Source organism: Pseudomonas savastanoi (genome assembly GCF_020917325.1).
In the GTDB taxonomy this organism is placed as follows: Bacteria; Pseudomonadota; Gammaproteobacteria; order Pseudomonadales; family Pseudomonadaceae; genus Aquipseudomonas; species Aquipseudomonas amygdali.
The window spans coordinates 3,321,675-3,341,236 of the sequence record NZ_CP076652.1 but is presented as its reverse complement, the minus strand read 5'-3'; the positions used below and the strand labels follow the sequence as shown (position 1 = coordinate 3,341,236).

Genomic DNA, 19,562 nt, shown 5'->3' with positions numbered 1-19,562 from the left:
AAAATAATTTGTGCATCTCTAAAATATATATTGATTTTTATTGGTATCGCCCGGCCTTAGCATGAGTGGAACTTGAATAAGTCGCCGGACAGCGAGCACGCTGTCAGGCTCACACGCCACCAAGAGCTGCAATCGGAGTCCTGATGAGTCTTTCTCCTTTCCACCTTGCAATTCCGGTTTATGACCTGGCCGCGACACGTGCCTTCTACGGTGAAGTGTTCGGTCTTTCCGAAGGGCGCTCCAGCGATCAGTGGGTCGACTTCGATTTCTACGGGCACCAGTTGGTGATTCATGAACACCCGAAAACCGCCTCTCAAGAGAGCGTGCACAGCAACCCGGTAGACGGTCACGACGTTCCGGTTCCGCACTTCGGCATCATTCTGGAATGGGCTCAGTGGGAAGCTCTGGCCGAGCGCTTGAAATCCTTCGGCACCGAGTTCGTCATCGAACCCTACATTCGATTCAAGGGGCAGGTGGGTGAGCAGGCCACCATGTTCCTGTTCGATCCCTGCGGTAATGCGCTTGAGTTCAAGGCGTTCAAGGACATGAGTCAGCTGTTCGCAAAATAGTAAAAAGCCTGGCGCACACTATGTTGCGCCAGGCCTGCTAGAGCGGGCGCAGCGCTAACGAGCCAGAGCGTGTTCGTTGATCAGTTGGACCAGCGCGGTTACCGGTTCGGTCAGGCTGCGGCGAGCGCGATGTACCAGCCCGATATCGCGATGGAACGTATGCTCTTTCAAGTCGATAGAGCGCACACCGGCGTGCCATCTCTGCAGGGTTGCCGTTTCCGGAACCAATGCGACGCCGACGCCGTTGGCGACCAGTTTCATAATCGCATCCAGTTCATCGAGCTCGCAGACTTCGCGCAGCGAGACATGGGTCTGGCGCAGGAACCTATCGACCTGTCGGCCACCAAATGACGATCGATCGTAACGAATGAATGGATGAGCCGAAATCAGTTCGGCCCAGTCATCCCCCTGCATGTCAGCTGGCACGATAAGGCGATAAGGTTCACGGACCAGCGTTGCCCAGCGCAAGTCGCTTTGCAGTGAGAACGGCGGGCGGATGATCGCTGCCATGTCGATCTCGCCAGCGTCCACCTGATTGACCAGGTCCATGGACAGGCCGGGAATGACGCGCGTCCTGCACGCGGAGAATTGCTGATGAAACCGAGCCAGCGCTTCCGGCAGAAAGGAGCGTTGTACAGAGGCAATTGCGCCGATGGTCACCAGCACGCTCGCGGGTAGCCCTACTGTCGTAGTGCCGAGGCTGCTGAACTGGCGCACCAGATCCTGACCTTGTAACAACACCTGCTGCCCCATGCGGTTGAGCTGGGCTGAACGTCCTTTTCGGTCGAACAGCTCGACGCCCAGTTCAGCTTCAAGGCGCTGCATCTGCGCACTGACAGCGGCCTGGGTGAGCCCGATCTTGCTGCCCGCCGCAGCGAACGTGCCTTCTCTCGCCACGGCGATAAACGTTTTCAGTTCTTTGATCATGGGCAAAGAATAATTGTATTTTTGCAAAAAATGCATTTGTTTATTTTGTTGTTGGCGGGTTGTCGCCGCTTCAGCGTCATAGGCGCCCGGGCGCTGCCTCAGACAAAAGGTACTCTTTCATGGAACCAGGCAACGGCCTGGTTTTTGAATGCTTCGGCGGGCGGCGTTAACGGGTAGCGCTGATCGTAGGCCAGTACGATGCGCTGGGTGGGCAGCGTTTCGCGTATAGGGCGACACACCAAGGGCTGACCGTCGTAGCTGCGATCGCCGAAGGGCCTGGTATAGGTCAGAGAAACACCGAATCCGTTGGCGACGAGGCTGCGCTGAAACTCGAAGCTGTGGGTGCGCTGGAAGCTTTGAGGCGACAGTCCATGCATGTTGAACAGGTCCAGCACGTGCTGCCAGCTGTGGACCTGATCAGTAACTACCAGATTGCCTTCACTGAGTGCGTGCAGACTGACATCGGGCTCGTTTGCCAATGGGTGATCAGCCGCCAGCAGGGCATGGGCAGTCAATTGACGCAACTCGATACACGCCATGTTTGCCGGCAGCCCCAGGTCGTAGGTCAGCGCCAGCTCCAGAGTACCTTCGGCGAGGCGCTTGCCCAGATAGTCAAAGCCGCCTTCGCGCATGTCGACCCTCACTCGCGGATGTTCCTGTTGCAGGCGCCTGAGGATCTGCGGCAGGCAATAGGGTGCCAGGTCCTCGTAACAACCCAGTACCAGCTCTCCGGAAAAGTCGTTGTTGTCGCTGCCGATGTCTGAAAACGTCCGGGCTTCGGCCAGAACCCGCCTGGCCTGGGCCATCACTGTGCGCCCGAAAGGCGTAAGCGATACGCCCAGTCCGCGTTGACGAACAAACAGCGGCTGACCAAAAAGCTGCTCGAGGTCGGTAATCGCCGTTGAAATTGACGGTTGGGAAACATGTAGCTCTTCGGCCGCCAACGTGAGATTGCCGTGTTTGGCGGCAGCGAGCGCATAACGGAGTTGTCGCAGACTGAACTTCATAAGAATTTCTTGGGTGATAAATCAATACATATTATTTTATCTTCGCTGAGTGTCATGAAATATTTGCCCTTGCCCACATTTATTCTTCTCCGAGGGAGTTTCAGGTCATGACACAACATTCGTTTGCCCTCACGACAGAAGACATTGAGGCCTTTCAGCGCGATGGCGCAATTTGCCTGCGCGGCGTTTTCCGCGACTGGATCGGCACCATTGCCGACGGAATCGAGCGCAACCTCGCCGAGCCGGGTGCTTACGCCAGCCGTTACGTCGAGAAGGATGACAAACCGGGCGGCTTTTTCGACGACTATTGCAACTGGCAGCGGATTCCAGAGTTTCGCGCCATGGTCGAGGATTCACCGGCAGCGTCTGTCGCGGCTGCCGTGATGCGCTCCAGATCGGCACAGTTTTTTCATGATCATGTTCTGGTCAAGGAACCCGGCGCGCAGAAGGCCACGCCATGGCACCAGGACATCCCTTACTATTTTGTCGAAGGTAGCCAGAACGTGAGCTTCTGGATCCCCGTGGACCCGGTGCGCGAGTCGACGCTGCGGCTGCTTGCCGGCTCACACCGTTGGGAGAAGGGCATAAAACCGGTGCACTGGGCCGATCAAAGCGATTTCTACAAAGATGCTGGCGAGTACCGCGACGCGCCGGATCCAGATACTGATACCGAGCAAGGCCTGCAGGTACTGGAGTGGGAGATGCAGCCGGGCGACGCGGTGCTGTTCGATTTCCGTACCGTGCATGGTGCTAGAGGCAATGCGTCGGCTCAGCGCCGTCGTGTCTTGTCGCTGCGCTGGCTTGGCGACGATATACGTTACTTCGAGCGTCCAGGACGGACCTCTCCACCGTATCCAGGGCATGCGATGCAGACCGGTCAGAGACTGCGCGAAGATTGGTTCCCGACGATACATCAAGGAGCTTGAGTTTCATGTAGATGAAACAGGTTCGCCACTGATGTGACGAGCATTTGCACTGCCATAGCCCTGTTCACTGTGTTGGAGCGTGCGATTGTGAAGATCAGAAAAAACCTTACCGCCACACTGATTGCTCTCGGGCTGTTTGCCGGCAGTGCTGCAAGCCAGGCCGCCGGTTGGTGCGAGTCGGGTAAACCGGTCAAATTTGCCGGGCTCAATTGGGAAAGCGGCATGTTGCTCACCGACATACTGCAGATATTGCTCAAGGACGGCTATGGCTGTGCGATCGATACATTGCCAGGCAACTCCATCACCATGGAAAGCGCCTTGAGCAATAACGACATTCAGGTACTGGCGGAGGAGTGGATTGGGCGAAGCGAGGTCTGGAACAAGGCGGCCGCCAGTGGGAAGGTAGTTGGTGTGGGGGCACCGATTATCGGGGCCACCGAAGGTTGGTATGTGCCACGTTATCTGGTCGAAGGCGATGCCAAACGCAACCTCAAGCCCAAGGCTCCCGATCTGAAGAAGATCGCCGACCTGACCCAGTACGTGGCGCTCTTCAAGGACCCGGAAGAACCGGACAAAGGCCGTTTCTACAATTGCCCGGCGGGTTGGACCTGCGAGTTGGAAAACAGCGAGATGCTTAAAAGCTATGGCCTGGAAGCCAGTTATACCAACTTCCGCCCGGGTACAGGCCCGGCGTTGGATGCTGCCGTTTTGTCGAGCTACAAGCGGGGCGAGCCCATTCTTTTCTACTACTGGTCGCCGACGCCGTTAATGGGACAAGTCGATCTGTTGAAGCTGGAAGAAAAGCCGGGCGTCGATAAGAAAATCAGCATTCAGGTAGGGCTTTCCAATGTCTTTCACGAGCAGGCACCGGAATTGGTAGCCGTTCTGGAAAAGGTCAATCTGCCGATCGACCTGTTAAACCAGAACCTGGCCCGCATGAGCAAGGAGCGTATCGATTCACCCAAGCTGGCGAAGATATTCTTCAAGGAGCACCCGGAAATCTGGCACACCTGGGTCAGTGACGCTGCTGCCAAAAAGATCGAAGCAACGCTTTAAGGCAAGAAAGGGCATGGATGCCCTTTCTCTTATCGCCGCTGGAGTGCTTGCGTACGCCACCAGCGACCTGGCCGGGCTATTGGTCAGTCTGCCTAATCGATGATATCGGCCACACCCTGATCCTCCCCGAGAAACCCGCCGCTCTGGTGATGCCACAGCCGCGCATAGGTGCCGTTCTTGCCGAGCAGTTCGGCATGGGTGCCTTGTTCGATGATGCGACCGTCGTCCATGACAATGAGCCGGTCCATCGCTGCGATGGTAGACAGGCGATGGGCGATGGCGATCACGGTCTTGCCTTTCATCATTTCATCGAGGCTTTCCTGGATAGCCACTTCGACTTCCGAGTCCAGCGCGCTGGTGGCCTCGTCCAGTAGCAGGATCGGCGCGTTCTTGAGCATCACCCGGGCAATCGCGACACGTTGACGCTGACCACCCGACAGTTTGATGCCACGCTCACCCACCAGGGTGTCGTAGCCGCTATTGCCCTGCTTGTCGCTCAGTTGGCTGATGAACCCATCGGCCTGGGCGCTGGCCGCGGCGCTGTGGATTTGCGCGTCAGTCGCGTCGGGACGGCCATAGGCGATGTTGTCGCGGATGGAACGGTGCAGCAGGGATGTGTCCTGAGTGACCATGCCGATGGCGCTACGCAGGCTGTCCTGGGTGACGTGCGCAATATTTTGCCCGTCGATGCTGATTGCTCCTTCATCTACGTCATAGAAGCGCAACAGCAGGTTGATGAGTGTGGACTTACCGGCACCGGAGCGACCCACCAGGCCGATTTTTTCACCCGGCCGAATGGTCAGGTTCAGGGCATCGAGCACCTGGCGTTCGCCGTTGTAATTGAAACTCACATTGTCAAAGGTTACCGCACCACCCGTGGTGACCAGGGCGGCTGCATCCGGCGCATCCTGAACCTTGGGGCCGCGGGTCAAGGTTTCCATACCGTCCTGTACAGTGCCAATGTTCTCGAACAGCGAGGTCATTTGCCACATGATCCAGTGCGACATGCCATTGACGCGCAACGCCATGGCGGTAATCGCCGCTACGGCACCGGTGCCGACCTGACCCTGGTGCCACAGCCACAGTGCATAACCACCTGCACCTATGATCAACGCGACCACCAACACCTGATTGACGATCTCGAACTGGCTGACCAGACGCATCTGGCGAAAGCCGGTCAGCTTGAAGTCTTCCATCGCAGCGCGTGCGAAGTGCGCTTCACGTTTGGAGTGGGAGAACAGCTTTACCGTGGTGATGTTGGTGTAGGCGTCCGAGATACGCCCGGTCATCGATGAGCGCGCGTTAGCCTGCTCCTGTCCGACTTTGCCCAGGCGGGGCACGAAATACAGCATGGCCAGACCGAACAGGGCGATCCAGGCAATGAAAGGCAGCATCAGCTTCAGGTCGAAGCCGCCGGCCAATGCAATGATCGCGATAAAGTACACCCCGATTCCGGGCGCGATTTCGATGAGTGTGAACAGCACCTCACGCACCGACAGTGCCGTCTGCATCACCTTGGTGGTGACACGGCCAGAGAACTCATCGGAGAAAAAAGAAAGGCTTTGGCGCAACATCAACCGATGGAAATCCCAGCGCAGCCGCAATGGCAGGTTGATCGCCAATACCTGGTGCTGGACCATCGTACGCAACGCGACCAGCCCGATGCTGGCCAGCAATACCAGGCCGATGCCCCACAGCACGCTGCTTTCCTGCATGGCCGTATCGTCGCCGGCCTTCCAGGCCGACAGCAGGTCCACGACCTGCCCGAGAAAAGAAAACAGCCAGGCTTCGTAAATCGATACGCCGGCACTCAGTAGCGCAAGCGCCAGGATGTAGCCACGTGCTCCCCGTGTGCAGGCCCAGAGAAACCGCACCAGGCCGTCAGGAGGCGGCGGCACTTCGTCGGGCGGGAAGGGGTCGAGCCATTTTTCAAACGCGCGAAGCATGGTGGTCTCCGAAAGGATTTGGTGAAGATTCTGGCATTGGACGCCTATGCGCAATGCATCAAGGCGTTGCAGGGAATGCAGATGAGTCTGGACCTGCGGGTCATTGGTCGTCGGTAACACTACGCAGACTATCCCACAGGCCCATCATTTGAGTGACTGCGGCATCCAGTGTGGCATGTGGAACATCGTCGCGAGCCAGTGTAGACAAGCCCAGAAGAAAACTGTCGAACGCAGCAGCGAGAGCCTCCGGTATCACCGTCGCGGGCAATTCCCCTGTAGCAACGGCGCGGTGGATGCAGGCAACGATACCCGCACGATTCAGGTTCCTGGCTTTTGCGAGCGGTGCGGAAATCGCCTTGCTCTCTTCCGAGCACGTGCTCATAAGGCCTAACGCCACCAGGCAACCCTTGGGATGATCGGGCTCGCACTGCATTTTTGCGGACCGGCGAAGGGTGAGTTCAATCGCTTCCCTGGGCGGCAGAGTGTTGTCAAACAGGCTGTCGGTAACCCGACCGTGGGTGGCGAGATAGCGCTCCATCACCTCATTGAACAGTGCCTGTTTCGAGCCAAAAGCGGCGTAAAAGCTTGGTGCGGTAATGCCTCCGCCTATGTTCGCCTTCAATTGGCTCAGGGATGTCGCATCGTATCCATGCTCCCAGAACAAATGCAGCGCCTGAGTGATTGCCACGTCACGGTCAAACGTGCGCGGACGTCCCATCTGTGCCATGCCGGGTCTCCTCCAGAATTATTTAAATACTAGTCGATACATAAGTCGTTGACCACCTGGGGTGTTCTGTCTATATTTGTATCGATCAGTATATTAGTGGGGAGATTCGAATGACGACAGGCGAGAAACAGAGCGAAAAACTTCCGCTCGGGGCATTGCTGGCTTTGGCGATGACAGGGTTCATTTGCATCGTGACCGAGACGTTGCCTGCGGGTTTGCTGCCCGAAATCGGCAGTGGCCTGGGAGTCTCGGCATCGTTTGCAGGGCAAATGGTGACTGTTTACGCGTTGGGCTCACTGCTGGCAGCCATTCCGCTGACCATCGCTACGCAAAGCTGGCGCCGCCGAACAGTCTTGTTGCTGACGATTGTCGGCTTCCTGGTGTTCAATTCCGTCACTGCGCTGTCTTCCAGCTACTGGCTGACCCTGATCGCGAGGTTTTTCGCTGGCGTCTCTGCGGGGCTGGCCTGGAGCCTTATCGCGGGTTACGCACGACGTATGGTCGTTCCCCAATTGCAGGGCCGCGCGCTGGCGATCGCAATGGTGGGAACGCCCATCGCGTTGTCATTGGGCGTGCCTCTGGGAACCTGGCTGGGCGGATTGATGGGCTGGCGCATGGCATTCGGATTGATGTCCGCAATGACCCTGCTGTTGATCGTCTGGGTGCTGATCAAAGTGCCGGACTATCCTGGCCAGTCCGCGTCAAGGCGCATGGCATTGCGTCAGGTCTTTTTCACCCCGGGCGTGCGCTCGGTACTGGGAGTGGTCTTCACCTGGATGCTGGCTCACAACATTCTTTATACCTACGTCGCGCCGTTTGTTTCCGAGGCCGGGTTGGCGAGGGACGTCGATTTGGTATTGCTGGCATTCGGTGTCGCCGCGCTGGCGGGCATCTGGGTAACGGGACGGCTGGTTGATCGTCATTTACGCAAGACGGTGTTGGCCAGCCTCGCGAGCTTCGCGGCGGTTTCGGTGTTCCTGGGTGTGTTTTCTGGCTCGGCCCTGGCCATCTATGCAGGCGTATTTATCTGGGGTCTGACCTTTGGCGGTGCCGCTACGCTTCTGCAAACCGCGCTCGCCGACTCGGCAGGCGAGGGCGCTGACGTGGCGCTTTCGATGAATGTCGTCGTCTGGAACAGCGCTATTGCGGGCGGTGGGTTACTGGGCGGTGTGTTGCTTGGACATTGGGGCGTGGGTGTATTTCCCTGGGTCTTGTTTGTGTTGTCAGTGCTGAGCCTGATTATTGCGCTACGGGCGCGGGTTCATGGTTTTGCGCGAGGCGATCGGCTTCTGGAGTAAATCGGTGCCAGTGGCTGGAGGCAACCACTGGACTTGCTTTTCGCTCAACAGACGGCGGTCGGCCAGGCGACCGCGATGGCGTGATCGGGTCACCGGCCGATCATTCATCAGGCGATGCTGTAAGCGTTGAATGCCTTGCCCTGTTGCAGCGCGGTGACGATGTTTTTACGGGTCACCGGCAGCTCGCTGCCTTCATTGTCGACGAAGGTTGTTTCCTGCAGTTCGGCGGTATCGCCTTCACCGACAAAGGTGAAGCCAAGAAACTCGAGGGCTTCGCGGTCGACATTAAGGTTGGAACGCGGGGTGCGCAACGGCAGGCTGACGCTCTGGCCATCCTTGCTGATGGTGTAGACCTCGGCTTCCTTGCGGGCACGCGTTGTCTTGCTCTTGGCGGTAGTGGGGTTGCTGATCGCCTGATGCGTCTGGTTCAGCACCTTGAGCGCCAAGCCGTAGACCAGTTCCTGAAATGCCGGGTCATTCTTGTAGCTGGACAGAATACGGCTGATCGGGAACTGCGTGCCAAGATCGGCCAGTGCTGCGCTGTCTGCCGCTTCGGCATCCTTGAGGCGTTTCAGTTGGCCCATCAGTTCGTAGGCTTTGTCGTCATCGTGCTCATCCTGCGCCAGACGAATGGCGGCACGCAGCTCACGGATTTCTTCGCTTTCCTTGGCGGTCTGGAACGCATCAAGCACCATCTCGCTGATGGTCTTGGCCTGCGGCACGTGCTGGGAAAGACCAATTGCGCTTTCGTATTCCAGCTTGGAGGAGGTCAGGGCTTCGTTGGTCTGGGAATCAGGCATTGAATTTCACTATTTCAGGTTTGAGGCATTTCAGGTTTGAGGCGCGAAAGGCTCAGGGCGTTTCGGGGGGCGTAATTTAGTGGAGCAACGCGAGGATGTCACGGACCATTAGCCAGGAGGTCCAGTCAGCACCTCGGCTTTAACCGAAGACAAGCAAGAAGTGAAGGCACTGGCCAGACCCGCTATCAGGGTACGAAAGATGCATAGAGCGTTCAAAAGTCAATTTGATGACGCACCCATGAAGCATGTTTACCGTTCCTCGGTCAGGCTCGCGCCTTCCATGCTCACCAAAGCACTGATTGGCTTTATTGCCCTGGTGTGTGTATCGCTGGTTTTGGCTACAGCCTGGCAGATGAACCAGTCCAGGCGTGAGCGTGTCGCTACCGCCACAATTACGGTTTCAAACATCGTTCTTGCTGCCGAGCAGCAAGCTCAGGATACGGTACGACAGGCTGATAATACGTTGCGTGATCTGGTGGAACGCGTGGAGCACGATGGGGTAGAAGGGCCTCAGCAAGCTCGACTGGCGAAGCGAATGGCTCAGGACGTGTTGAACGTCAACGGCATTCAGGGGCTTTTTATCTACGATGCCCAAGGCAACTGGGTCGCCAACTCTTTTTCTCAAGGTATACAGGTAAAAAACAACAGCGACCGCGCGTACTTCGTCTATCACCGCGACAACGCCGACGAGTCCATCCACATCGGTTCCATCATTGAGAGCCGCAGCACGGGAGACCGGGTCATCCCGATCAGCCGACGTATCAATACTGCGGATGGCACATTTGCAGGTGTGGCTCTGGCGACTGTGCCCGTTGCCTATTTTCAATCATTCTTCAAACGCATGGATGTGGACGACAAGGGCGTTATTTTCCTCGCGCTGAACAATGGCGACCTGCTGGCTCGACGACCGACGCTGGCAGCATTGATGACCACCAATATCGCCAAAGGTGATCTGTTCACTCGCTATTTGCCATACAGCGACAGCGGCACCGCTGTGTTCAAGTCTGTAGTGGATGGCGTGGAAAGAATTTATGCCTATCGGCGGGTGTCCGGATTGCCCATCGTCGCCGCCGCTGGTGTGTCCTACGAGCATGTATTCGCCCCTTGGTGGGCTTATGCATATCGATCCATGGCGCTGGTCGGCATGATCAGTTTGACCCTGGTTTTACTCGGCATCTTGTTATACAGGCAAATCCGGCACCTGATCACTGCGGAAAATGAGTTGAGTATCGCCAGAGCCGACCTCGAGATCATCGCCAGGACCGACAGTTTGACGCATCTGGCCAATCGGCGTTGTTTCGACGCTACCTTTCAACTGGAGTGGGAACGAGCTTCCCGAGATAACTCATCCATCGCCCTTATTTTGTTGGATATTGACTGGTTCAAACAATACAACGACTGCTACGGCCATCTGCGGGGCGACGACTGCCTAAGCCAGGTAGCGGGGCTTATCGGAAGCGGTATCAAGCGGCCTGGCGACCTGGCCGCACGATATGGCGGAGAAGAGTTTGTGATTCTGTTGCCTGGCACAGATTTAACGGGTGCTTTAAGCGTTGCCGAAGAGGTCAGGTTATCCATTGAAAACGCACTGATAGAGCACTCCGCCAGCCCGCTGGGGAACGTAACAATCAGCTCGGGCGTGGTGGCGATCAACGCACTCGAGAAGGAGGGTTACACAGCGGCCCTGAGGGAAGCAGATCGACTTCTTTACTGCGCCAAAACCAGAGGTCGCAACTGCGTCGAGGGGCGGTCGATGGCCCATTCCACACGAAAGCAGTTCATAGGCCAGCCCGTTCTGGATTCAGGCCACTGCTGAGTTGAGGTCTTGTAAAGTCGTGACCGCTTTCTACCATCCAAAGGGCCTTTCGACGACGAGCTTAAAGTTTCCAGATTTGGGTCGATAGCCTTTTTAATATGTCAGCCATCATTGAAAAGCAGGAATCTCGCATGCGCCTCCGAAACCTCAATTTAGCTCCACGAGCTACCTTGTTTTTCGCGTCAATCATCGTATTGGTATTCGTGCTGGGGGTATTTGCAGTCCTGCAAATGGGCAAGCTCAGAGACGCCGAGAAAGACGTCGAACTCAATTGGATGGCCAGCATCCGCCAAACGTCGTTGATGAACACCACGACCCTTCGCCTGAGGCTCGAAACGCAGCGAGGCCTTGCTGACCCTCAATCCATTCAAAAGAATATTGAAAGCTTCGCTGGCTACCGTAAGGCATTCACCGAAGCGGTGGCGAACTATGAGCCCCTCATCGCCGATGAAAAGGAGCGCTCGCTTTATATTCCGGTAAAAAACAGTGCCGATGCCTATTCCAAGCAACTGGATATTCTTGAGCCATTGATGAGACAGGGTGATATCGCGGCTGCGGTCAGCCTGGTGAGTACCAGCATCCGTCCAATGACGAACACGATGGAGGTGCAGATCAAAGACCTCACCAACTTTAACAACGAAGGCGCTGCACGGGCCGGGCAAACTGCGACGGATCTCTATGAAAACGGCCTGTGGCTTGTTGTAGGCCTTATAGCGGGTGTCGTTATCTTGACGGTCGGTTTGGCATTACTGCTGACGAAAAGTATTACCTCCCCGATTAACGACGCGCTGTCTGTCGCTGAGCGCATCGCGGCCAGTGACCTCTCCAAGGAGGTCTTGGTAAGCGGGACTGATGAAGCGGGGAGACTGTTGAAAGCGCTCGCGCAGATGCAGGCAAACCTGCGAAACACCATCATGCAGATATCCGATTCCTCTAATCAGTTGGCGTCTGCGTCTGAAGAGATGACGGCGGTTACCGAGGAGTCGAGTCGCGGCCTTGTTTCCCAGAACGATGAAGTCAATCAGGCAGCAACAGCGGTCACAGAAATGAGCGCTGCTGTTGATGAGGTCGCTCGTAATGCCGAGTCAGCTTCCGAAGAGTCAAAACGTACCCAAGGCTATACCGAGGTAGGTTTGGCGCGGGTGGCTCAGACGTTAAAGTCAATTGAAAAGCTGAACGGTAACGTTGAAAACACGAGCGAGCAGATTCAAGGGTTGTCAGACCGTGCTCAGAGCATCACCAAGGTTGTCGAGGTAATCAGGGCCATTGCAGAGCAAACCAACCTGTTGGCGTTGAACGCCGCCATCGAAGCCGCACGGGCGGGCGAGCAAGGCCGTGGATTTGCGGTGGTGGCTGACGAAGTAAGGGCTTTAGCCCATCGCACCCAGGTGTCTACTCAAGAAATCGAGCAGATGATTGCTGCCATCCAGAGCGATTCTGACCTGGCCGTGAAGGCGATGAATACGAGCAGAGACCTTGCGACCGAATCACTTGGCGTTGCCCAGGAGGCCAGTACCTCGCTGGATCAAATATCAACGGCCATCATTCAAATCAATGAACGCAACCTCATGATCGCGACCGCTTCTGAAGAACAGTCTCACGTCGCTCGAGAGGTGGACCGAAATCTGGTCAGCATTCGTGAGCTTGCGACACAGAGTGCTGCGGGAGCCGCGCAAACCGCGAGTGCGTGCGGTGAAATGTCGAAGCTGGCGGTTAATCTGAATCAGTTGGTTAATCGGTTTGTTGTGTGAGAACGGTTTTGGGGGCTGTATCCAGTTCCGGCATGAACGTCTTGAGGCGTGGGTCTTCCACCGCAGGGCTTGATTGCTTGATCAAGTTACAGCCGCCCGTGTGTGCAGTGAGGTAAAGCATGCCCTCAGATGTGCCCCCAATGTAGAAATCCACTGGAGGTGGATGGAGCTCTATGGTTTGTGGAAACGCAGAAATGATCAGCTGAACGGCCTGCCTGCCGACCCCTACAGAATATCGGGATCGCCGAAGAACATTTTGACTGGGTCCTAGCGCAGTATTTTCAGGTCGGAAAAACTAAACTATGCCCCCAGTTGTGCCCCACGTAGCGCGGGATATACGGGCGATCGAGATTTACGATCTCTAAGGCAAGCAATGCGCCCAGCCAAGAAACACCTGCTTGCGCACCACCGCGAACTCAAAAAACGCATCAGCGAGAACACCCCCAACGCAGCTTTGAAGCGAATGGATTACGAGAGTCTTATAACTGGCTACGGCATCCGCGGAACCATTTCGATAGAACTGAAAGAGATCGGCTACCCCAAGATCTGGGTAGATGCGCAGTTGTTCCCATGCTGATCCGAATAAGGTGGGTTCGGCCTATAACCATGCCAAATATCTTGAGGACGAAGAAGGCCAAGTCAATCTAGTCGTCAAGCTCTGTCCGGGGGTGATGTCGCCGAGGTCGCGATACAGTGAGCATGAGGAAAACCATAGTCATGCGTGGTCGTCCCTGGTTTTAACGGGTTGTGCGAAAACGTCGGCAAGCGCACACCGAGGACGGCGCACTAAAGCCTATCAAATGGTGTGACAGAGGAAGCGGCATGGACACACGTATCCAGCCCTCTACATAAATTGATTGCTCGACATCAAATCACCGTACTGGAAGTGCCTCCCAGTGGATTAATATGGATGCTATCTGGAACAGGCGCACGCAGTTTCGATGTTGGAAGGAGATTTCTGGTCGCAACTTGGCTCCTGGCCTTATCGGCAGCCAACGTATGTCCGCCCGAGATGCGAAAATAGACTGATCGCCCAATGAAGGGCTCGTTCGGCGGAAATTGTCCGCCAGGGACATGACGATGGACAGTAAGACAGAAGCAGCAACGCCCGACTCGACCATGGATGCATCGATTTTCCAGAGCACGCTCCCCAACGCCGAGAAGCTTGAGCAGGCGCGTACACAGTTGCTTGACCTCTCAGCGCGAAATCGACTCCTTAATATGCCGCGATCGAGCCGTACCTCGGCGATAGCGATCGTTGATGAGAAGACATCCGAGGTCTATCGCCTCCTCGTTCGGGAGGGAAAGGCGTTTACCTTCCTGGCCGGCAAGGCGGCGACTGATGAGTCCGATGACGATTCGGCAGCCGACGACACAAAGCCGGCCATTGAGTCCGATGAAATCGACCAGCTTGCCCAACCCGACGACAGCGTCGACGAGAGGGGCGTACTCACCCGTCACAGCGACACAAGGCTCCAGACTCGGCTCACGGGCACGGGTCTGCAAAAACACCTGCTCGAGCTGTACCTGAATTCAAAGACGCTCGAAGAAGAACAGGGCGTGAACGTCCTCTTTGCCTCCCTTGGCGCTCTCAAGTGGATCGATCCGAACAATGCAGCGAACGTCCGCCATGCTCCCCTGATCCTGATTCCCGTCGAGTTGAACCGCGGAACGGCGGGCGAGAAATTCCGACTCAAGGCTCGCGCTGAAGATGTCGCATCTAACCTGTCGTTGGAAGCATACCTCGACCGCATTCACAAGCTTCGTATGCCCGCCTTCGAAGCCAGCGATAGCTTCGATATCGATTCCTATTTTACGGATGTTGCGGCTGCGGTGGCGGACAAGCCCCAGTGGGAAGTGCTGCGGGATGAGATGACCGTCGGGTTCTTCTCCTTTGCCAAATTCCTGATGTATAGAGACCTCGACCCCGCCGTGTGGCCTAAGGGCAACACACTCGTTGATCGCCCACTCATCAAAGGCCTGCTCTCCGACGGCTTCCCTGGTGGAGAGGGTATGCTCGACGAGAGCGCCAACATCGATCCGGTCATCCCGCCGGCGGAGATGCTCCACATCCTCGATTGCGATAGTTCGCAAGCTATTGCCATCCATGAGGTGCGTCGCGGTCGCGACATGGTGATTCAGGGCCCTCCTGGCACCGGTAAGAGCCAGACGATTGCCAATATCGTTGCGTCGGCCATTAAGGACGGCAAAACTGTTCTGTTTGTGGCGGAGAAGATGGCTGCTCTCGAGGTGGTAAAACGTCGCCTTGATGAAAAGGGCGTGGGCGATGCTTGTCTGGAACTCCACAGCAACAAGGCTAACAAGCGCGCGGTACTGGATGAGCTCCGACGCACTTGGGATCTCGGAGCTCCGAAGTCAGCTCCCACCGGAAGTCTAATTGCTCGCCTGACCGAAGCGCGGGACGAGTTGAACGGCCATGTAGCGCGGCTCCATGCTGTCGACCCAGCATCCAGTCTGTCCCCATTCCAGGTCATGGGTCATCTCGCGCGCCTGCGGCAAGCGGGGGTGATGCCCAACGATGTCGTTCTGGAGGGAATCGACGCTTGGGGGGCGGATGGTTTCGAACGGCGCCATACACTTCTGAGCGACCTTGTCACACGGATTGAGATCATCGGCACACCCGACGACCACGCTTTTACCGGGGTGGGCATCGAAGCGATGCTACCAACCGATCGTGAGCGTCTCGTCGCTCGTATCGAAACCCTGCGCGGCCAGCTCCAGAACGCCCGCCAGTACATGAATGCTACTGCCAGTTTGCTTGAAGCCGAGTTTCCGCGCACGCTCAAAGAGCTGGTCCCTGTCAGCGCACTCGCCCGGCGCATCAGTGTGGCGCCTGTGCTTGATGCCGCTGCCATGGCAGATGACGGTTGGTCAAACGTTTCGATGGTCGATACATTGCTAGCGTTGGGTCACCGCTTTGCCGCCTTGCGCCAATCGCTGTCGACCGAAGTCAATGTTGAGGCATGGGACGAGGACACCCACGAGGCGCAGCAGGCGCTCACCGAATGCCCTGGTGACTTCAATGCGGATGCCGTTCGCCGCCTCTGCGCCGTTCGCGACGCCATCCCGGCGTTATTGCAGGCTGCCCGCGGTCTGTCTCACGCACTGGGCCGCGAATGCGCGCCGACCGCTGGCGAATTTGCCCGCCTCGCCAAGATCGGCGAGCGGGTTGCAAATGCGCCACCGGCGAGCCCCGAAACGTTCGCTTCCGAGCTATGGGAGGGAGGCGTAGAGCGGGCCGGGCAGATCGCCCATACCGTCGCTGAGCTCGAAGGGGTTCGTACGTCACTGGCAGGTCAGCTCCAGGAGCTCGCTTGGGATATCGACGTAGGTCCCGCCCGCGCCGCGCTCGCTGCGAAGGGCACAAGCCTATTCCGCTTCCTCAGTGGCGACTGGCGTGCAGCCAACAAGCTCATGCGCTCGGTCCTGGTTCAGCCCGCCCAACCTCTCCCGGTGACCCTGGCTTCTCTCGATACCCTGATCCGCGGTCAGGAAGCGCGGCGCGTCCTGCGCAATGAAGACAGTTTTGGCAAGGCAGCCTTCGGTGATGACTGGCAAGGCGATAGCTCGGTCTCCGCGCCGCTCGTGGCTTTGGTTGAATGGATGCGGTCCCTGCGCGGGCTCGGGGCCGAACCCCGTCTCATCGCTTCCCGCGGTCCTGAGAAGAATGATGTCGCCCAGCGTTCGAAGTACGTAAGCCTTTTGCTCTCGCAGGTCGCTCCCGACCTGTCCGGCGTCCATGTCGATTTTCTTACACAGGCAACGCAGGCGTTCGGCGACGCCACCGCGCCTGAACAACTCGACCTCGAGTCGTTGTTGCAGCTCGCCGTCCGCCACACGAATGCCTGGTCGACGGTAAGCGGCTTCCTGATCCAGGCCCCCACTAGCGCAGAATCAGTCTGTGCCGTTTTTGAAAGGCTCGATGCGGGACGCGAGGCGCGTCAGGGAGTACGAGATGGGGATAGCCTCGGCCGCGCACTATTCGGCTCCGCGTGGCGAGGGCTCGACAGTGATTGGGACGCCCTCTCGACAGCCGCTGGCTGGCTCAAAGTCAATGGAGACATCCGCGCGCTGGCCGGTCGAGTCCATGAGCGTGAGGCTCTCATTCCTCGCGCCAAGGCTCTCGACGAACAGGCCGTGCATCTCGCTACCGCCTTCCACGCCATCGCAGATGAGCTTGCACTCGATCTATCAGCAAGTGTTGGTGCGCCGCTCATCCATGAGGCGCATCTGGATTCCCTGACAGGGCGGCTATCACGCTGGGTTACCGAGCAGGAAGAACTCCACCGGTGGCTGGCCTATCGCGATCGTGCTGCACGGGCCGTTCGCGACGGTTGCGCGGATTTCGTCGCCCGACTTGCTGATGGACGGCTATCGACAACGAGCGCGGTCGCTGCGTTCGAGTTCGCTTATTTTGAAGGGCAATACCGTCGGGTGCTGAAGGCTGAACCGGCTCTGGGCCGCTTCGATGGCGTCGCCCACGGCCATATTGTCCGCGAGTTCGCCGAGCTTGACCGCCTGCGTATCGCAGCGGCGGCAGGCGAAGTCGTTCAGGCTCACCACCAGAATGTTCCTCGAAGAGACAGTGGTTCGATTGGCCCACTCGGGGTGCTTCGGGGGGAAATTCAGAAGAAGAAGGGTCACATGGCCCTGCGAAAGCTGGTCGAACGCGCGGCACCTGCGCTCACCGCCCTGAAGCCAGTCTTCATGATGAGCCCGTTGTCGGTCGCGCAGTTCCTGCCGCCCGGTGCACTTGAGTTCGACCTGCTCGTGATGGACGAAGCGAGCCAGATTCAGCCGGTCGACGCCCTCGGTGCGGTGGCTCGTGCGAAGCAGGTGGTTGTGGTCGGTGACCCTCGTCAGCTACCGCCAACCAGTTTCTTTGCCAAGCTCACCAGTGGCGATGAAGACATTGACGAGGATGAGCCAACGAAGGTCAGCGACGTTGAAAGCATCCTTGGGCTGTTTACCGCACGCGGCCTGCCTATGCGCATGCTCCGCTGGCATTACCGTAGTCGCCACCAGTCGCTCATTGCAGTCAGCAACCGCCAGTTCTATGAAAACAAGCTATTCATCGTGCCTAGCCCCTGGACTCAGGAGGGTGGGCGTGGCCTGCGCTTCCACCATGTTCGGGATGGCGTCTTCGGTTCACCGGTAAAGAGCGTCAACGGGCCAGAGGCCAAGGTAGTCGCTGAGGCTATCGTCCAGCACGCCCGTATGCATCCGAATCTGTCGTTGGGTGTAGCAGCGTTCTCCGCGTCGCAAAGCCGTGCCATCTTCGACGAGCTTGAAGTACTCCGCCGTGGTTTGCCAGCGGAGGTGGAGGCGTTCTTCAACCGCCGCAACAGTGAGCCTTTCTTCATCAAGAACCTTGAAAACGTTCAGGGTGACGAGCGGGATGTCATCTTCATCTCGGTTGGCTATGGACCGACCGTACCAGGCGGCAAAGTACCCATGCGTTTCGGGCCTCTCAATAACGAGGGCGGCGAGCGTCGCCTCAACGTGCTGATCAGCCGCGCCAAGCAGCGATGCGAGGTGTTCTCCTCAACGACCGATGAGCACATCGATCCTGCATTTTCCGCCAGCCGCAAAGGTATCGAGGCATTCCGTATCTTTCTCCGCTATGCCCGCACGGGAAAGCTCGACACGGCTGCCGTCACGGGACGGGACTTTGATTCCATATTTGAAGAGCAGGTTGCCTCGGCTCTCGAATCTCGCGGATACAGTGTCCAGCGTCAGGTGGGCTTGGCTGGGTTCTTTATCGACCTTGCGGTGACTGATCCGGAGCGCCCGGGTCGCTTCCTCCTGGGCATCGAGTGCGATGGCGCGTCGTATCATAGCGCCCAGTCCGCCCGGGACCGTGACCGTCTTCGCCAGCAGGTTTTGCTCGATCATGGCTGGAACCTCCACCGTATCTGGAGCACCGATTGGTTCCAGCGTCCACAAGAGCAACTCGACCTTGTCTGCCGGCAGATCGATGCGGCTCGTGCTGCGTTCGACGAGCGCGTAGTCGAGGAGGTCCTTTCAAAAGAGCAGGCTGTCGATGCAGCTGCCATCGAACGGGAGCTGAGGACGGAAGACGGTGATTTCACCTTCGAACCGTATGTCGAAGCGAACCCACAGCGGCCAACACATCGTTCGGAAGAAATCCACGATACCCCGACCGGCGTTCTTACCGAGATTGCGGTTAATGTTGTGCGTATAGAGGGACCCGTGCATACCGATGAGGTCGTGTCCCGTATCCGTGACGCCTGGGGCGCCAAGCGAGCTGGTAGCCGGATTCAGGACGCCGTCGAAAGGGCCATCGATGTGGCTGTCCGCCAGAACTCTGTGGTGCGTGACGGCGTTTGGCTCGCCATGGCCAGCGCGCCTGTCGTTCCACGCGATCGTTCGCAGGTATCTTCACTGGCGCTCCGCCGGGCGGAGTATCTACCGGAGGCAGAACTTGCAGAGGCCATCGTCATCGTCGTAGCGCGTAACTTTGGCGCGAACCGCGATCAGGTCATCGAACGCGTTGCGCGCGCCATCGGCATCCGAGCTATCTCGGCTTCGGTACGAGAACGTGTGGCGGCGATGGTCGAGCACGTCGTCGCCTGTGGTCGTTTGGTTGATGAAGAAGGCCTCCTGAAAGTTCCGGAGTAGCTATTTTCTTGGGGGCGTCCTGACCGGTCCTAGAGTGTCATAAGACATTTGCGGTCGGTGAGGCGTCTGGCGACAC

12 protein-coding genes and 1 pseudogene are annotated in these 19,562 nt (G+C 57.6%); 8 read left to right on the top strand and 5 right to left on the bottom strand.

Annotated features, from left to right (window positions below; translation table 11 throughout):
* Positions 1–143 precede the first annotated feature (143 nt).
* Entirely contained in the window at positions 144–569 is a 426-nt protein-coding gene (locus KP808_RS13905; protein WP_003364399.1) for a VOC family protein, read from the top strand.
* A gap of 54 nt (positions 570–623) precedes the next feature.
* Here KP808_RS13905 and KP808_RS13900 read toward each other — a convergent pair whose 3' ends face one another.
* Positions 624–1,496: a LysR family transcriptional regulator gene (locus tag KP808_RS13900; RefSeq protein WP_230016316.1), complete on the bottom strand. Its 873-nt coding sequence runs from the start codon at positions 1,494–1,496 to the stop codon at positions 624–626.
* Between the two features lie 98 nt (positions 1,497–1,594).
* Positions 1,595–2,503: a LysR family transcriptional regulator gene (locus KP808_RS13895; protein ID WP_230016315.1), complete on the bottom strand. Its 909-nt coding sequence runs from the start codon at positions 2,501–2,503 to the stop codon at positions 1,595–1,597.
* 107 nt (positions 2,504–2,610) lie between these two features.
* On the opposite strand from KP808_RS13895, the gene KP808_RS13890 reads away from it, so the two are divergent.
* Both KP808_RS13890 and KP808_RS13885 read left to right on the top strand, forming a co-directional pair.
* A complete protein-coding gene (locus KP808_RS13890) occupies positions 2,611–3,429 on the top strand; it encodes a phytanoyl-CoA dioxygenase family protein (RefSeq protein WP_230016314.1) in 819 nt (272 codons plus the stop codon).
* 87 nt (positions 3,430–3,516) lie between these two features.
* A complete protein-coding gene (locus KP808_RS13885; RefSeq protein ID WP_005745113.1) occupies positions 3,517–4,485 on the top strand; it encodes an ABC transporter substrate-binding protein in 969 nt (322 codons plus the stop codon).
* A 92-nt stretch (positions 4,486–4,577) separates the two neighbouring features.
* Here the strand turns inward: KP808_RS13885 and KP808_RS13880 are convergent, their stop codons facing one another.
* Both KP808_RS13880 and KP808_RS13875 read right to left on the bottom strand, forming a co-directional pair.
* A complete protein-coding gene (locus tag KP808_RS13880) occupies positions 4,578–6,431 on the bottom strand; it encodes an ABC transporter ATP-binding protein (protein WP_230016313.1) in 1,854 nt (617 codons plus the stop codon).
* A gap of 100 nt (positions 6,432–6,531) precedes the next feature.
* A complete protein-coding gene (locus KP808_RS13875) occupies positions 6,532–7,158 on the bottom strand; it encodes a TetR/AcrR family transcriptional regulator (RefSeq protein WP_219169189.1) in 627 nt (208 codons plus the stop codon).
* Positions 7,159–7,268: 110 nt separating this feature from the next.
* Between KP808_RS13875 and KP808_RS13870 the strand changes: the two genes are divergently transcribed.
* Complete coding sequence (locus tag KP808_RS13870; RefSeq protein WP_230016312.1) at positions 7,269–8,456, top strand: MFS transporter; 1,188 nt, start codon at positions 7,269–7,271, stop codon at positions 8,454–8,456.
* A 107-nt stretch (positions 8,457–8,563) separates the two neighbouring features.
* Here the strand turns inward: KP808_RS13870 and KP808_RS13865 are convergent, their stop codons facing one another.
* Positions 8,564–9,256, bottom strand: coding sequence for a hypothetical protein (locus tag KP808_RS13865; RefSeq protein ID WP_044317378.1), 693 nt, complete (start codon positions 9,254–9,256; stop codon positions 8,564–8,566).
* Positions 9,257–9,494: 238 nt separating this feature from the next.
* On the opposite strand from KP808_RS13865, the gene KP808_RS13860 reads away from it, so the two are divergent.
* The 4 genes and pseudogenes from KP808_RS13860 to KP808_RS13845 all read left to right on the top strand — a co-directional run bounded on the left by KP808_RS13860 (position 9,495) and on the right by KP808_RS13845 (position 19,486).
* A complete protein-coding gene (locus KP808_RS13860) occupies positions 9,495–11,072 on the top strand; it encodes a diguanylate cyclase (protein ID WP_230016311.1) in 1,578 nt (525 codons plus the stop codon).
* 194 nt (positions 11,073–11,266) lie between these two features.
* Positions 11,267–12,823 carry a methyl-accepting chemotaxis protein gene (locus KP808_RS13855; RefSeq protein ID WP_407692681.1) on the top strand — a complete coding sequence of 519 codons (1,557 nt, stop codon included), beginning with the start codon at positions 11,267–11,269 and terminating at the stop codon, positions 12,821–12,823.
* Between the two features lie 379 nt (positions 12,824–13,202).
* Positions 13,203–13,446 (top strand): annotated as a pseudogene (locus KP808_RS13850) (hypothetical protein); the annotation flags it as partial.
* A gap of 457 nt (positions 13,447–13,903) precedes the next feature.
* Positions 13,904–19,486, top strand: a complete 5,583-nt coding sequence (locus KP808_RS13845) for a DUF3320 domain-containing protein (RefSeq protein WP_230016309.1) — start codon at positions 13,904–13,906, stop codon at positions 19,484–19,486.
* Positions 19,487–19,562: the final 76 nt, after the last annotated feature.